The sequence below is a fragment of the Agrobacterium sp. GW821-FHT02D03 genome, assembly GCF_059421725.1.
The window spans coordinates 951,377-967,087 of record NZ_JBWKVN010000001.1 but is presented as its reverse complement, the minus strand read 5'-3'; the positions used below and the strand labels follow the sequence as shown (position 1 = coordinate 967,087).

The following is a 15,711-nucleotide window of genomic DNA, read 5'->3' as shown; positions in this document are numbered from 1 at the left end:
AAAGAACTTTCCTATGGATGTCCTCTTCCTGTTTCTGATTGCCCTTGGCCTGTCGCTTGCCATGATTGCGGCCTGGGCCGTGCAACGCCGCACGGGGGCAAGCGGCTGGATCGATACGATCTGGTCTTTCGCCGTCGGTATCGGCGGCATCGTCGCAATCGTCATTGCCGATGGCACGCAGGAGCGCAGGCTTGCCGCATTCCTGCTCGTGGCCGTCTGGTCCATCCGGCTGGGTAGCCATATCGGCTCTCGCACCAAGGGTGGCGGCGAAGATCCTCGTTATGCCAAGCTCGTCGAGGAATGGGGCGACAACGCCTCCAAACGCCTCTTCCTGTTTCTGCAGATCCAGGCTCTTGCCGGGTTCATTCTGGTCCTTGCCATCTATCTGGCAGCCTTCAGCACAGCCAGCTTCCCCCACTCGCTGGATCTTATCGCCGTCGTCATCGGTCTTCTGGCCATTGCTGGCGAGGCACTGTCGGACCGGCAACTGGCACGCTTCCGCAAGAAGCCGGAAGCCAAGACCGAAGTCTGCGAGGAAGGCCTGTGGCGCTATTCCCGCCACCCCAACTATTTCTTCGAGTGGCTCTACTGGTGCTCATGGCCGCTGCTGGCGCTGACGGGCCCCTCGCCTTTCGCCTGGGCAGCGCTTCTGGCGCCAGCCTTGATGTACTGGCTGCTCGTCCATGCGTCCGGCATCCCGCCGCTTGAAGAGCACATGCTGCGTTCGCGCGGCGAAAAATTCCGCGCGCTGCAGCGCCGCGTCAACGCATTTTTCCCCGGTCCACGCAAAGAGGAGGCATGACATGAACATGTTGGCATTCGCCATCAACGCAGCCGAAAAGGCACCGCTGTCCGACGGCCTCACGCTGACCGGCATCGATTTCCTCTGCAACCGCACCAAGCGCCGGCTGGAGAAGGTGCCAGAGAGCAAGGAGGCGGCCTTTGCCCGTGACATGGCGGATTTTCCTGTCGCCACACACACCGATGACGCCAACCGCCAGCATTACGAAGTCCCGGCGGAATTCTTCTCTCTGGTGCTCGGGCCACAGCGAAAATATTCCTGCTGCTATTACCTGGGCGATTCCAGCACGCTTGCAGATGCGGAAACCGCAGCACTGGCTGAAACCGTCAAGCACGCCGATGTCCATGACGGTATGGATGTTCTGGAGCTTGGCTGCGGCTGGGGTTCGCTGTCGCTTTATCTAGCGCGGCAGTTTCCCAATGCCCGCATCACCTCGGTTTCCAACTCCGCCTCGCAGCGCGCCTATATTGTCGGGGAGGCTGAGCGCCAGGGCCTCAGCAACCTCACCGTCATCACCGCGGACATGAACGACTTTTCGCCGTCAGGGACCTATGACCGCATCGTTTCGGTCGAGATGTTCGAGCACATGTCCAACTGGCGCGCCCTTTTCGAGCGCACCAATGGCTGGCTGAAGGCGGATGGAAGGCTGTTCATCCACGTCTTCACCCACAAGAACCGCTCCTACCGCTTCGATCCGAACGACCCTGCCGATTGGATCGCGCATCACTTCTTCACCGGCGGCATCATGCCGGCGCATGATCTGCCGCATCGTTTCGCCGATGTCTACGCCGTGGAAGCCGAATGGCGCTGGTCCGGCACGCATTACCGCCGGACTGCCATGGACTGGCTTGCCAATTTCGATGCCAAGTCGGAGAGGATCACGCCGATCCTGCAGCGTGTTTACGGCAAGGACGCTTCGCTGTGGCACCGCCGCTGGAGACTGTTCTTCCTCGCCACCGCAGGGCTTTTCGGCCACGACAAGGGCGAGGTTTGGGGCGTCGGACACTATCTGCTGAAGCCGGTCGGCAAATGACAGACAGAGGCGCAAGCGCGAAACAGGACGCGTTGACGGCAGCCACCGTCACCGTGGCCTGGGTCATCATTGCCAACAAGCCATTCTACCCGCCGACCATCTGGTGGGTGGTCGGCAATGGCGTCGAGGCGGCATGGATCAGCGTGCTGTCCATGCCCTTCTTTCTCGCTATCCCTTTCATCGCCAGGCGGTCCGCGCTGGCGGCAAGAATTGCGCTTCCCCTCATCGGCACCATCGACACGGTGTTCGAAACCAAGCTCTTCGGCACGGGATCGGGCACCGAGTTGTTCTTTGCCGCCTGCATCATGCTCGTGGCACTATCTTTCAGGGCAGGCGAAAAACTCTGGCAGATCGGCCTGACGGGCGTCGTCTTTGCCGGCTTCTTGACCACGCGCTACCTGATCGGCGATGCGTTGCACATCTGGAGCGCGGAGGATCTGGGCAAGCTGTTCAACCTCAATGCTTTTGCCGTCGCCTGCCTCACCGCCTTCATCGCGCTTCGCTATTCAGGTATGCGCGGAGCCGATCACTCCTCGGGCACCAGCCCGTCATAGACCTCCAGAAGTGCGGCGGAGATGGCCGCACCCAGCGCATTGGCCGCATCGCGGATCTCCTCGTCCTTGCCATCGCGTGACGCGATCGCCAGCGCCGAAGCCTCGACCGCGATGATCTCCTTGGCACGCTCAATGGCCCAAAGGCCAAAATCGCCGCGATTGTCGATCGATACAGTGTCCATTGCTTTGTCATCCCCTGGAAGCAATGCGCCGATATGGAGCAGTGCCAGAAAAAGTCTGTAAGCAAAATGGTGTGCAAAAGCCACCATATGCAGCCATTTGTACGGGATCGAAGCCTCTTTCGCGTTAACGCAATACCGTCTTTCCTGATGACAGGCCGGGATCAATGCCGCATGTTCCGGGTTAGAAAACTGTGAGCCCACGTCTCGGGCTTCGAATAGATTTTGAACAAGGAGCTTTTTTGAGATGAGTTTGAAGTTTGGAACGAGCGGTCTGCGCGGCCTGTCGGAAGATCTGAAGGGCAAGGCGTCCGCCCTTTACGCCACAGCCTTCGCCCATCATCTTCTGAACTCCGGCCTGGCAAAACAAGGCGACCCGATCCTGATCGGACAGGACTTTCGCGACTCCAGCCCAGCGATTGCCGCAAGCTGCATTGGCGCGCTGAAGGCCGCCGGCCTCAAGCCGCTCGATTGCGGCGCGCTGCCGACGCCGGCCCTGGCGCTTTACGGCCTGTCGCTCAAGGCAGCGGCCCTGATGATCACCGGCTCTCACATTCCCGCAGACCGCAACGGCATCAAGTTCTACCGCCCCGATGGCGAAATCGACAAGCAGGACGAAACCGCGATTGCCGATCTGGCCGCAAGCCTGAAGCAGGACGAGCTGACCGTTGAGGAAGGCACGGGCGAAAGCCGTGGCAGCGAGGCAAACGAACTCTTCTATGAGCGCAATATCGGTCTTCTGCATGAGAATGCGTTGAAAGGCCTGAAGATCGGCGTCTATCAGCACAGCACCGTGGCGCGCGATCTCTTCGTCGACGTCCTGGCCCATTACGGCGCCGACGTCGTGCCGCTTGGCCGCTCGGAGAGCTTCATTCCGGTCGATACAGAAGCCGTCTCTCCTGACACGCTGGAGAAGCTGAAGACCTGGGCGCCGGAGCATGGTCTGGATGCGATCGTCTCCGCCGATGGCGATGGCGACCGGCCTTTGCTTGCTGATGAAACCGGCACGCCGCTGCGTGGCGATCTCATTGGTCTCATTACCTCGAACTTTCTCAGAGCAGGCGTCGTCGTCACGCCGGTCACCTCCAATTCCGGCATCGAGGCGGCGGGTGACTTCAAGGTGGTGCGCACCAAGGTCGGCTCACCCTTCGTCATCGCCGGCATGGCCGATGCGCTGTCGGAAGGTCGCGACCACGTGGTCGGCTTCGAGGCCAATGGCGGCTTCCTGACGGCAACGCCCTTTACCTTGCACGGCAAGCAGATCGCGCCCCTTCCCACCCGTGACTGCTTCCTGCCGATCCTCGCCACACTGCAATTGAAGGCAAGCGAAGGCAAGACACTGTCCGAGGTCGCTGCTGCCTACTCGCTGCCGGTCGCAGCCGCCGACCGCCTGCAGGATTTCGCCCAGGAGAAGAGCTCGGCTCTGATGGAGCACCTGCGTGCCTCGCGCAGCAATCTCGAAGCGTTCCTCAAGCCGGTCGGCGCAGTCCAGTCCACCAGCGATATCGACGGCCTGCGGGTGACGCTGACCAATGGCAACACCATCCACTTCCGCCCCTCGGGTAATGCCCCGGAAATGCGCTGCTATGTGGAAGCGGCAAATGAAGGCGAGGCCAATGCGCTGCTGAACCAGGGCCTCGACCTCATCCGCAATTTCAGCTGATCGTCTTTGACGATCATCAGGATGCGGCAACGCAAATTGCCGCATCCTGGCCTTTCCATTTGCACTTTCCCTGTGGACGCGCCAAAAGCGGAGCAAACGGAGACGGCTAAGGCGTGGCAGACGATACGATCACTCTCTATGAAGCCATTGGTGGAGACGCCACCGTGCGGGCGCTCACCCGCCGCTTCTATCAGCTGATGGACACATTGCCGGAAGCCGCCCATTGCCGCGCCATCCATCCCGCCGATCTTTCCGGCAGCGAAAGCAAGTTTTACGATTATCTGACAGGCTATCTCGGTGGACCGCCGGTCTATGTGGAAAAATACGGCCACCCCATGCTGCGCCGCCGCCATTTCGTCGCACCGATCGGCGCAAGCGAAAGGGATGAGTGGCTGCTCTGTTTCCGCCGCGCCATGGATGAGACGATCGAAAACCCGAAGCTACGGGACATCATCTGGGCGCCGGTGGAAAGACTGGCCTTTCACATGCAAAACCAGGAAGAGGCGCAGCCATGAATCAGGGCATCGTGAAAGCCGGGACGCTGTTTTTGAGCGGCGTGCTCGGCGCCTCCGGCGTCGCCCTTGCCGCCGCTGCCACCCATACGGGCGCGACAGTGCTGCTCGGTAATGCGTCTGCCATGTGCCTTGCCCATGCGCCTGTGCTCCTCGGTCTCCACCTTGGTTGGGATCGCATCAAGACCGCCCTGCCCACTGCCCTTCTTCTTGGCCTTGGAACCGCACTCTTTGCCGGCGATCTCGTCTCCAAGCATTTTGCCGGTGAAAGCCTCTTTCCCATGGCCGCCCCCGCAGGCGGTCGCGGCATGATCTTCGGCTGGTTGGCGCTTGCAGCCGCGGCCTTTTTTCCATCCGCACGGGACTAGCACCGCGAAATAGCGGCTCACGTAAACCACGGCAAACGCGTCCAGCCCTACCAGAAGCGCTGCAACTCCTTTTACGGAACGCCCTCCGCGTGACGTCGTTATCGCTCTGAAAAGCGTCTGAAAGAGGCCGGATCGTCGGCGATTGTAGACGACCGGGTTGCAATGGAGCGGGGGCTATATGACATCGAAATGGCAGTGGTGGCTCAACCAGATCGTCCGGCGAATATGGTTCAGGGCCACGTTGTTCTCCGTCGGAGGGGTCGTGACCGCACTTCTCGCCGTCGCCTTCTCCTCCTACATCCCGGCAGAGCTTCCCGCGAAGATCGGTGCCGACGCTGTCGACAAGATCCTCGGCATCATCGCCTCGAGCATGCTGACAGTGACCACCTTCTCATTGAGCACGATGGTCGCCGCCTATTCGGCGGCAACGAACAACGTCACGCCACGGGCCACCAAGCTCGTGATGGAAGACAGCACGACGCAAAATGTGCTGGCCACCTTTGTCGGCTCGTTCCTCTTCAGCCTCGTTGGCATTATCGCGCTTGCAACCGGAGCCTATGGCGACCAGGGCCGCGTCATCCTTTTCGTCGTGACGATCGGCGTCATCCTTCTGATCATCGTCACCCTGCTTCGGTGGATCGATCACCTTTCACGCCTTGGACGTGTGACGGAAACGACGGAGCGCGTGGAGAAAGCCACCATCGAGGCCTTACGGTCCTGGATAGAAAGCCCGTGCCTGGGTGGGAAGGAACTGGAGGACAATGATCCGAGGCTGAGCGCGCCGAACACGCCCGTTCACCAGCCGAAGGTGGGCTATGTCCAGCATGTGGATGGCGGTGCGCTCGGGCAAATTTCGGAAGAACTTGACGTGGACATCGCAGTGGTGGCGATCGCCGGCAAGCTGGTTGCCCCCAATATTCCCCTGGCCTGGATCATCGGGGATGTCGATGAAGAAGGTCAAAAACGCATAGCATCGGCATTCACGATTGGCGATGTCCGGTCCTTCGATCAGGACCCACGTTTCGGTGCTGCGGTTCTGGCTGAAATCGCGTCCAGATCGTTGTCGCAAGCCATCAACGATTCCGGCACCGCGATCGATCTGATTTCGAGATATATGCGTCTCCTGACCGTCTGGGATGAACACGCCGACGAGATCGACGTGCAATATCCGCGCCTGCATGTCGCGCCCATCAGGCTCGAAGATGTCTTCGATGATCTCTTCATTCCGCTCGCCCGCGATGGCGCCGCGATCCTTGAAGTCGGCATTCGATTGCAGAAGGCGTTCATCACCCTTTCCGGTTTTCGCCATCCCGAGTTCAAACGCATTGCCGTTCAGCATTCCAGAAGCGCAATCAAGCGTGCCGAAGCAACATCGATGATCGAAGAAGACCTCGACAAGCTTCGACGTATCGCAAGCCTGTTGGGACCGGCGTAAGACCGCGCAGCGGACAAGGGCGATCCTGAGATCGCCTCGCTCGGCGTGTGAAATGGATAGCGATCCACTTTGACCGTAACGACCACGTGTCGGCGCGTCTTTGCCAGAACGCGCATGTGGTTTCGCGTCGATCCCCATGACTTTCAGGTGACGTTGCTTACACGCGACTGTGCGCGCAAACGCATTTGACAACGCTCATCATCCCGCTACAGTATGACGCAATAAAAACGCATATTCCATTATTGTGGATTCAAAAGAGGGAACGTCATGCTCAAACGCACTTTGCTTGCAGCCTCCTTGTTCTTGCTGCCCGCCATGTCAACGCCGAGTTTTGCCAGCGGCGTCGTCAATGTCGCGACGATCGGTGAACCGCCCACACTCGACCCGATGGCATCGACAGCCGATGTGGTGGGCATGATCACGCAGCACATCTTCGAAACGCTCTTCACCTTCGATGCCGAATGGAACGTCGTTCCGCTGCTGGCCGAGGGAATGCCGACCGTTTCCGCCGACGGCAAGACCTATGACATCGCGCTTCGCAAGGGCATCAAGTTTCATGACGGCTCCACCATGACGTCCGCCGATGTCGTCGCCTCGATCGAACGCTGGGCCAAGATCGCATCACGCGGCAAGCAGGTCGCACCTTATCTGAGTTCGGTCACCGCCAAGGGTGATGACAGCATTCAGATCGTGCTGAACAAGCCCTACGCGCCGTTGCTCTCGCTTCTCGCCTTCAACAATTCCGCCGCCGTCATCATGCCGAAGGCAAACCTTGCCGAAGACCCGCTGACCAAGACCATCGGCACCGGCCCCTATATGCTGAAAGAACGCAAGGCCGACCAGTATATCCAGCTCGTCCGCTTCGATGGCTACCAATCGCGGTCTGAAGCGGCCAACGGCTTTGGCGGAGCGCGCAAGGCCATTCTCGATGAAGTCCGCTTCGTGCCGGTTCCCGATGCCAATACCCGCCTCGAAGGCGCGGTCTCCGGACAGTTCGACTATGCGGACTCCCTGCCGCCTGAGACCTTCGACCGCCTGAAGGCGTCGCAGGCTTCGGAGCCTGTGGTGCTGAAGCCCTATGGTGCGCCAGTCATGGTGATGAACACCAAGGAAGGCGTGCTTGCCAACAAGGAGATGCGCCACGCCATCCAGGCCGCGCTGAACCCGGAAGACATGCTGCTGGCCGCCTTCGGCAATCCGGAATTCTTCGCCGTCGATGGCGCGCTCTATCCGCAGGGCTATACGTGGCATACGGAAGAGGGCATCGAGCGTTATGGCGCGGGCAATCCCGAAGCGGCAGCAGCCATGGCCAAGAAGGCCGGTTATGACGGTGAAAAGCCGATCCGCATCCTGACCAGCCGCCAATACGAGTTCCATTACAAGATGGCGCAGGTGGCGGCCGAGTATCTGAAGGCCGCCGGCTTCAAGGTCGAGCTTGGCGTCTTCGACTGGGCAACGCTGACCACCCGCCGGGCCGATCCGAAACTGTGGGACATCTTCATCACCCACGGCCCCTTCCCGCCGGAGCCGATCCTCAACGGCTGGATGTCCGACAGCTATCCCGGCTGGTGGTCAACGCCTGCCAAGGCGGCAGCAGTCGAGCCCTTCATTGCGGAATCCGATCCGGAAAAGCGCAAGGCCCTCTTCGCCGAAATTCAGAAGGTCTTCTATGAGGAAGCCCCGGTTTACAAGGTCGGCGATTTCAATGCGCTGAGCTCGAAGAAGAAGACACTCAAGGATTTCAAGCCATCCCCTTGGCCGTATTTCTGGAATGTCAGCACCGGCAACTGAGGTCAACTCTCCTCCCAAGAAGACACGTGTCCCGCATCCTGTGCGGGGCACGCCGCTAGCCTCCTTCATCGATAATGAGCACCTGTCATGACGCGTTCTTTTCCCAAGGACTTTCTCTGGGGCGTCGCCGCCTCCGCCTTCCAGACCGAAGGCGCCGTCAACAAGGATGGCCGCGGTCAGAGTGTCTGGGATGTCTATGCCCACACGCCGGGCCGCACCACCAATGGCGAGACGGCGGATATCGCCTGCGACCACTACCACCGCTATCCGGAAGATATCGGCCTGATGAGCGGTCTTGGCGTCGGCGCCTATCGCCTGTCGACCGCATGGCCGCGCATTTTCCCGCAGGGCTCCGGCCAGGTGAACCAGCGCGGGCTCGATTTCTACGACCGCGTCATAGACCTTCTGCTGCATGAAGGCATCGAGCCGTGGATTTGCCTGCATCACTGGGACATGCCGGTGGCGGTGGAAGAAAAGGGCGGCTGGCGCTCGCGCGAAACACCGAAGATTTTTGCCGATTACGCCGCGACGATTGCCCGCTACTTTGGCGACCGCGTCAAACGCTTTGCGCCCATCAACGAACCGAACGTCATTCCCTGGGTCGCCTATAATGTCGGCCGTCACGCGCCGGGCAAGCAGTCCTACCAGGACAGCCTGCAGGCCATCCACACGCTGAACCTTGCCCATGGTTACTCGGTCAAGGCCGTTCGCGCCGAAGCGCCCAAGGCGGAAGTCGGCAACATCGTCTCGCTCGGGCCGGTGCGTCCGCATTACGACGACGCGGCCCACGAGGAAGCCCGCATTCTGGGCGATTGCCTCTGGCGCCGCGTGACCGTCGATCCCCTGTGGCTCGGCACCTATCCAGAGCCGATCGCCAAGCAGATGGAGCCGTTCATTCTTGGCGACGACATGGCCGATATCAGCCAGACAATGGATTTCTTCGGCCTCAACCACTACAATCCGGTCTTCGTCGGCCCCAACAAGAACACGACCTTCGGCGTTGCCGAGACCGCCCCGCCCACCGGCATGGGTCCGCTCACCGATGTCAACTGGGTCGTCGATCCGCAGGCCTTCCTCGAACAGATCCGCGATACCAGCGACCGCTACAACAAGCCGACCATCTACATCACCGAAAACGGCGCCTCCTATCCGGACGCGCTCGGCCCGGATCGCAAGGTCATCGACAAGGATCGCATCGCCTATTTCGAAGGCTACCTGAACGTTCTTCTCGACGCGCTCGAAGAGGGCCACGATATCAAAGGCTATTTCGCCTGGTCGCTGATGGACAATTTCGAATGGGGCCGCGGCTATTCCAAACGCTTCGGTCTGGTCTATGTCGACTACCCGACACTGCAGCGTATTCCGAAGGCGTCATATCACTGGCTGAGCGATGTGATCCGGAAGAACGCTTTGTAGATACCATTTTTCGCCACGTCGAGGTGGGCACGATCAGCCTCAGACCTCTCCTCCGTCATCCTCGCCCTTGAGGCGAGGATCTACTATTTTTACGACTCGATAGTAGGGGTACCTGCAGACCTCATCCGGGGCCGCATCATCCCTTAATTCGCACCGCGCTCATTCATCGTCTGCAGCGCCCGCTCGAGGCTGGACTTGCTGCCGTTGCGCAACGGGATGAAGGTCTTGCCGAACTTCTTGCAGCCGGATTTGACGCGCAGGCACGCGTCGTGGCTGATACAGTCGATGGGGCAGAAGACGCAGTCGACCGACGGCAGCAGCGTGTCGATGCGCGAAACCGCTTCACGCAAGCCCCCGTCATGGTGGATCAGTTCGGCATCGAAATTGCTGGCGATCTGGCGCAGATGCGCCACCTGGCAGTCGCGCCCGCCGACATAGAGAAAGCTCTTCGGACCGGAAGGTGCCTGCTGTTGTACGGACGTGTCCGGCGATTGAGAGCGATCATCCTGCTTGCCCCGAACTGCCTTCTTCTTTTCTTTCCGCGCCATGCCTCACCTTGCCGTTGAAACCCGGCCCTCTGCCGGTTCTTGGAGAGCACGATATTAAAGATGAGTTTTAGAGTAAAGAATAAAGTTGATGATAATCGTCATGTTTTTCTCAAACATGCTACGCACGGCGCGGAAATTCCTGATAGGCTGGTACGTGAGTGCAGATGAACCCTTCGGCCACCCATCAAAAAGATATTCAAAAATGTATAGCCGGGCCATCGGCTAGACGGATTGAAAAGTAGCGATCTCGCATTTACATTCCTCTCACCAGAGCTTTTACAAAGCGTGCATCAGGGGAATGGGACACGCTTGCGTAATATCGCCGACATCGCGGTCAGGTAAACCGGATGGAGGCTGATATCGTAGAAGAGTCTAATGAATATCGCATGCACTTCTCGCCGAAGATGACCGGCGCCGACGACGGCGCATGATCATCGCGCGACCCACTGTAGACGGACAAATATATGCAGCGCATCGCACCGATTGCAGGTTTTACTGCCCTTCTTCTTCTCGGCTCCACTCTTCAGACAGTGGCTCAGGCAGAAGGTGAACCCGTGCAGGCAAGCCGCAACAACCTGCCCGCCATCGTGGTGACGGAGGTGGCAAAGCGCGATCTCGTGGACCGCGTGATTGCCACCGGCACCATTCGCCCGGTGGACGAGATTTATGTCCAGCCGCAGGTAGAGGGCCTTGCCCTCGACAAGCTCAATGTCGATGTGGGCGACAAGGTGGAGGCAGGTGCGGTTCTCGCCGAGCTTTCCCGCGACAGCCTGCTTTTGCAAAAGAGCCAGCTGGAAGCCAACCGGGCGAAAGCCGAGGCAGGCGTTGCCCAGAGCAAGGCGCAGGTGATCGAAGCCCAGGCCAATCTGGATGACGCCGTGCGCCAGAAGGATCGCGCCGCCCGCCTTGGCCAGTCCGGCTCCGGCTCCGTATCCCAGGTGGAGCAGACGGCAGCGGCAGCAGATGTCGCCAAGGCGCGCCTCGAGGCAGCCAGGCAGACCGTGACGGTCGGTGAAGCCGATATCAAGGTGGTGGATGCGCAGATCGAAGATATCGATCTGAAGCTCGCCCGCACCGGCGTCAAGACGCCCGTCGCCGGCGTCATTTCCGCCAAGAATGCCCGCATCGGCGCCATTGCCAGCGGGTCGGGCAACCCCCTCTTCACCATCATCCGGGATGGCGCGATCGAGCTCGTCGCCGACCTGTCGGAGACCGATATTCAAAAGGTCGAGGTCGGCCAGAAGGCGCGCCTCACCGTCGCCGGCGGCCGCCAGAAGATCGAGGGCACCGTGCGCATCGTCTCTCCGACGGTGGATCCGACCACACGCCTCGGCGCAGTCCATATCGTGCTTCCCGCCAATAGCCCGGCGCGCGCCGGCATGTATGCCAATGCCGAAATCGTCGTTGCTTCCGCCAATGCGCTGGCCCTCCCCCTGTCGGCTGTTACCTCGGGGCGTGACGGCTCCACCTCGCGCAAGGTCGAAAACGGTTTCATCAGGCAGGTGAAGATCGAAACCGGCATTCAGGATTCCGGCTTTGTGGAAATCAAACAAGGCCTGTCGCAGGGCGACAAGGTCGTGGAGAAGGCAGGCGCTTTTGTCCGCGACGGTGACAAGATCAACCCGGTTCCGGCTGCTGCCGCGGCCTCGAACTAAAGCGAAGGCACAACCATGAACTTCTCTGCATGGTCCATCCGCAATCCAATTGCGCCGCTGCTTGCCTTCGCGCTGCTGCTCTTCCTTGGCATCAAGGCATTCTACGACCTTCCCATCACCCGCTTCCCCAATATCGACGTTCCCGTCGTCGCCATCACGGTCACGCAGAGCGGCGCCTCGCCTTCCGAACTGGAGGCGCAGGTGACGAAGGAAGTGGAAGATGCCGTCGCCTCGATCAGCGGCATCGATGAAATCCAGTCCACCGTGACCGACGGTCAGTCGCTGACAACCGTTCTCTTCCGGATCGAAAAGCCGACCGAAGAGGCCGTGCAGGACACCAAGGATGCGATCGACAAGATCCGCTCCAATCTGCCCGCCGGCATCGAAGAGCCTGTCGTCAGCAAGATCGACGTTGAAGGTCAGGCGATCCAGACCTTTGCGGTCTCCTCGCCGAACATGACGCTGGAAGAGCTTTCCTGGTTCGTGGATGACACCATCAAGCGCGCACTCCAGGGCCAGCCGGGCGTCGGCAAGATCGACCGCTACGGTGGTGCTGACCGCGAAGTGCGTGTGTCGCTCAACCCGTCGAAGCTCGATGCCTATGGCATTACCGCAGCCGAGGTGAACAACCAGCTGCGCGGTACCAATATCGATCTGGGCTCCGGCCGTGGTCAGGTCGGCGGGAACGAACAGACGATCCGCACGCTCGGCGACGCCCGCAACGTGGCGGAGCTTTCCAATACGACGATCGCGCTACCGAACGGCAACTTCGTCAAGCTGTCGGAACTCGGAAGAGTGACCGATACGTATGAGGAGCCGAAGTCCTTCTCGCGCTTCAACGGCAATCCCGCCGTCACCTTCGCCGTCTTCCGCGCCAAGGGCGCCAGCGAAGTGACGGTGTCCGAAACCGTGGCGCAGAACCTCGACAAGGTGCGCACAGACCATCCGGATGTCGCCATCCAGATGGTGGATGACTCGGTCTATTTCACCTATGGAAACTACGAGGCCGCCCTTCACACGCTGATGGAAGGCTCGATCCTCGCCGTCATCGTCGTGCTGCTCTTCCTGCGCAACTGGCGCGCCACGCTGATTGCGGCCGTCGCGCTGCCGCTCTCGGCCATCCCCACCTTCTGGGTGATGGATCTGCTCGGCTTCTCGCTGAACCTTGTCAGCTTCCTGGCTCTGACGCTGGCAACCGGTATTCTCGTCGATGATGCGATCGTGGAGGTGGAAAACATCTCGCGACACATCAAGATGGGCAAGACGCCCTATCGCGCAGCACTTGAAGCTGCCGATGAAATCGGCCTTGCGGTGATCGCTACCAGCTTCACCATCATCGCGGTTTTCGTCCCCGTCTCCTTCATGCCCGGCATTCCCGGCCAGTACTTCATCCAGTTCGGCCTGACCGTCGCCTTCTCCGTCTTCTTCTCGCTGATGGTGGCGCGTCTGATCACGCCGCTGATGGCCGCCTATCTGATGCGTGCCGACGATGCCGTCGACGATCATCACGATAATGACGGTCGCTTGATGAAGGCCTATACGCGCATGGTGACGGGCACGACCCGCAGATGGTGGGCGCGCTATCTCACCCTGCTCGGTGCGATCGGCTTCCTCGTCGCCTCGCTGATGCTGCTCGCCCAGGTACCCGGCAGCTTCCTGCCGCCGGACGACTCCTCGCGCGTCGTGCTGTCGATCGAGCTTCCGCCCAATGCGACGCTCGACGAGACCGACGCCACGACTGCCAAGATCAATGACGCCATCAAGGGCATCGACGGCGTGGAAAGCGTCTTCATCCTCGGCGGCGCGTCCCCCAAGGGTGATCTTGAACTGCGCCGTGCGACGGTGCGCGTCATCTTGAAGAAGATCGACCACTCGCTGCTGAAGACCATCGTCAATCAGGGTTTCGGCTCCCTTCCGCTGATCGGTCCTCATCTGCCAAAGATCGAAGAAAATGGCAGAACCCGGCCACAATGGGATGTGGAGCGCGACATCTTCGCCAGCGTTCACGACATCCCGGATGTCCGCATCATCAAGCTCAACGACCGCGCGGAACGCGAACTTGCATTCAATTTTCTCTCCTCCAGCGAGGAAGACCTGAGCCAGGCCATCGGCATTCTGGAATCACGCCTGCGCGCCTCACCGATCCTCGCCAATGTCAGCTCGGAAGGTGCCTTGCCGCGTCCCGAACTGCAGATCCGCCCGCGCAAGGATGAAATCGCCCGCCTCGGCATCACGCCACAGCAGATTTCGCAGACCGTGCGCGTTGCCACCATCGGCGATATCGATGCGCAGTTGACGAAGATCTCACTGGATGACCGGCAGATCCCGATCCGCGTCCAGACCTCGCTCGATGTGCGGCGCGATCTGGCCGCAATCCGCGCGCTGAAGATCAAGACTGCGTCGGGCGCAACCGTGCCACTCTATAGCGTGGCCGATATCGACTATTCGGAAGGCCCGAGCTCCATCAAGCGCAACGACCGCAACCGCGTTGTCACCATCGGCTCCGATGTCCCCTTCGGCACGGCACTCGATACCTCGACGAATGAGTTCAAACGGATCGTCGAAGAAACAAAGCTTCCGTCAACGGTTCGCCTGGCGGAAAGCGGCGATGCCAAGGTCCAAGGTGAAATGCAGCAAGGCTTCGTCAACGCCATGCTGCTCGGCCTACTGCTGGTTCTCGTCGTTCTTATCCTGCTCTTCAAGGACGTCATCCAGCCCTTCACCATTCTCTTCTCGCTGCCGCTTGCGATCGGAGGTGTGGCAGTGGCGCTGATCGTCACGCAGAACGCGCTCTCCATGCCGGTTCTGATCGGCATTCTGATGCTGATGGGCATCGTCACCAAGAACGCCATCCTGCTCGTCGATTTCGCCATCGAGATGCGACGCCACGGCATGGAGCGCGTTCAAGCCATGGTGGAGGCCGGCCGTAAGCGCGCCCGTCCGATCATCATGACCTCGATCGCCATGTCGGCCGGCATGCTGCCATCCGCACTCGGCGTCGGCGAAGGCGGCTCATTCCGCGCGCCGATGGCAATCGCCGTGATCGGTGGCATCATCGTCTCGACGGTTCTGTCCCTGATCGTCGTCCCGGCCTTTTTCCTGATCATGGACGACCTGTCGCGCCTGCTCTCTCACCTGTTCGGCCGCTTCGTCGGCAAGAAGGAAGAAGAGCACCCGATCCTGTCATCGGAAGAACTGTCGAACGTCGCGCGGGAAAACAGCGAAGCTATCGCTTCCATGGAGGAGCGTATCGCAGCGGTGGAAAAGAATGCGCCGAAGGACAACCGCAATGGCAAATCCGACAACGTGCTTCGACTTCCACCTCTCGCGGCTGAGTAGCCGCAACGCAGTTGAATCGAACCAAAGACGCCGGGCCATGTACCCGGCGTTCTCGTCTATAATGGGAAATTAAACCTCTCCGTCGTCATGGTCGGACTTGATCAGACCATCCACAAGTCGTGACAAGCATAGCGCTTGGATCAACGATCCCACTACAGCATCGGCCCGAAAAATCGAACTCGATTTTCGGAAAGCACGATACTTAGATTGAAAAGGTAAAACGTCGATCCTCTTTCGACGGCTTCATCTACGCAGCAAGCAGTATCACTTCGAAGAAATACGCTCCTCAAATTTCATCAAAGTTTGATCGAAATCAATTTAGCCTCTACAGAACCGGCTATCCTCTCCCCATGACAACATCCATGGCCTAAGGTTCGCGCCTCTCCCAATCGACCTGACGAGACGGACGCGCAGAT

12 protein-coding genes and 1 pseudogene are annotated in these 15,711 nt (G+C 60.0%); 11 read left to right on the top strand and 2 right to left on the bottom strand.

Annotated features, from left to right (window positions below; genetic code table 11):
* Positions 1 to 13: 13 nt before the first annotated feature.
* Genes AC07U5_RS04470 through AC07U5_RS04460 form a run of 3 tightly spaced genes read left to right on the top strand, consistent with a single transcriptional unit; the run spans position 14 to position 2,389 of the window.
* A complete protein-coding gene (locus AC07U5_RS04470; protein WP_113180673.1) occupies positions 14 to 802 on the top strand; it encodes a DUF1295 domain-containing protein in 789 nt (262 codons plus the stop codon).
* Between the two features lies 1 nt (position 803).
* Complete coding sequence (locus AC07U5_RS04465) at positions 804 to 1,835, top strand: SAM-dependent methyltransferase (RefSeq protein ID WP_062598784.1); 1,032 nt, start codon at positions 804 to 806, stop codon at positions 1,833 to 1,835.
* Entirely contained in the window at positions 1,832 to 2,389 is a 558-nt protein-coding gene (locus AC07U5_RS04460; RefSeq protein WP_494722385.1) for a hypothetical protein, read from the top strand. The genes AC07U5_RS04465 and AC07U5_RS04460 overlap by 4 nt, the downstream gene beginning before the upstream one ends.
* Here AC07U5_RS04460 and AC07U5_RS04455 read toward each other — a convergent pair.
* A complete protein-coding gene (locus tag AC07U5_RS04455; RefSeq protein ID WP_062426615.1) occupies positions 2,362 to 2,571 on the bottom strand; it encodes a hypothetical protein in 210 nt (69 codons plus the stop codon). The two genes, AC07U5_RS04460 and AC07U5_RS04455, sit on opposite strands and share 28 nt — an antisense overlap.
* A gap of 244 nt (positions 2,572 to 2,815) precedes the next feature.
* Between AC07U5_RS04455 and AC07U5_RS04450 the strand changes: the two genes are divergently transcribed.
* From AC07U5_RS04450 to AC07U5_RS04425, 6 genes are all read left to right on the top strand, one after another.
* The gene (locus AC07U5_RS04450; protein ID WP_494722384.1) at positions 2,816 to 4,231 is read left to right on the top strand and encodes a phosphomannomutase; all 1,416 of its coding nucleotides are present in this window, start codon (positions 2,816 to 2,818) and stop codon (positions 4,229 to 4,231) included.
* 113 nt (positions 4,232 to 4,344) lie between these two features.
* Positions 4,345 to 4,746, top strand: coding sequence for a group II truncated hemoglobin (locus AC07U5_RS04445; RefSeq protein WP_130979259.1), 402 nt, complete (start codon positions 4,345 to 4,347; stop codon positions 4,744 to 4,746).
* A complete protein-coding gene (locus AC07U5_RS04440; RefSeq protein ID WP_494722383.1) occupies positions 4,743 to 5,111 on the top strand; it encodes a DUF423 domain-containing protein in 369 nt (122 codons plus the stop codon). The genes AC07U5_RS04445 and AC07U5_RS04440 overlap by 4 nt, the downstream gene beginning before the upstream one ends.
* A gap of 178 nt (positions 5,112 to 5,289) precedes the next feature.
* A complete protein-coding gene (locus AC07U5_RS04435) occupies positions 5,290 to 6,546 on the top strand; it encodes a DUF2254 domain-containing protein (RefSeq protein ID WP_494722382.1) in 1,257 nt (418 codons plus the stop codon).
* Positions 6,547 to 6,813: 267 nt separating this feature from the next.
* Entirely contained in the window at positions 6,814 to 8,337 is a 1,524-nt protein-coding gene (locus AC07U5_RS04430; RefSeq protein ID WP_494722381.1) for an ABC transporter substrate-binding protein, read from the top strand.
* An 87-nt stretch (positions 8,338 to 8,424) separates the two neighbouring features.
* Complete coding sequence (locus AC07U5_RS04425; RefSeq protein WP_494722380.1) at positions 8,425 to 9,753, top strand: GH1 family beta-glucosidase; 1,329 nt, start codon at positions 8,425 to 8,427, stop codon at positions 9,751 to 9,753.
* A 143-nt stretch (positions 9,754 to 9,896) separates the two neighbouring features.
* On the opposite strand, the pseudogene AC07U5_RS04420 reads toward AC07U5_RS04425, so the two are convergent.
* Positions 9,897 to 10,202: pseudogene (locus AC07U5_RS04420) on the bottom strand (DUF2325 domain-containing protein); the annotation flags it as partial.
* 563 nt (positions 10,203 to 10,765) lie between these two features.
* Between AC07U5_RS04420 and AC07U5_RS04415 the strand changes: the two are divergent.
* The gene (locus tag AC07U5_RS04415) at positions 10,766 to 11,956 is read left to right on the top strand and encodes an efflux RND transporter periplasmic adaptor subunit (protein WP_494722379.1); all 1,191 of its coding nucleotides are present in this window, start codon (positions 10,766 to 10,768) and stop codon (positions 11,954 to 11,956) included.
* A gap of 15 nt (positions 11,957 to 11,971) precedes the next feature.
* Complete coding sequence (locus tag AC07U5_RS04410) at positions 11,972 to 15,295, top strand: efflux RND transporter permease subunit (protein ID WP_494722378.1); 3,324 nt, start codon at positions 11,972 to 11,974, stop codon at positions 15,293 to 15,295.
* Positions 15,296 to 15,711 lie beyond the last annotated feature (416 nt).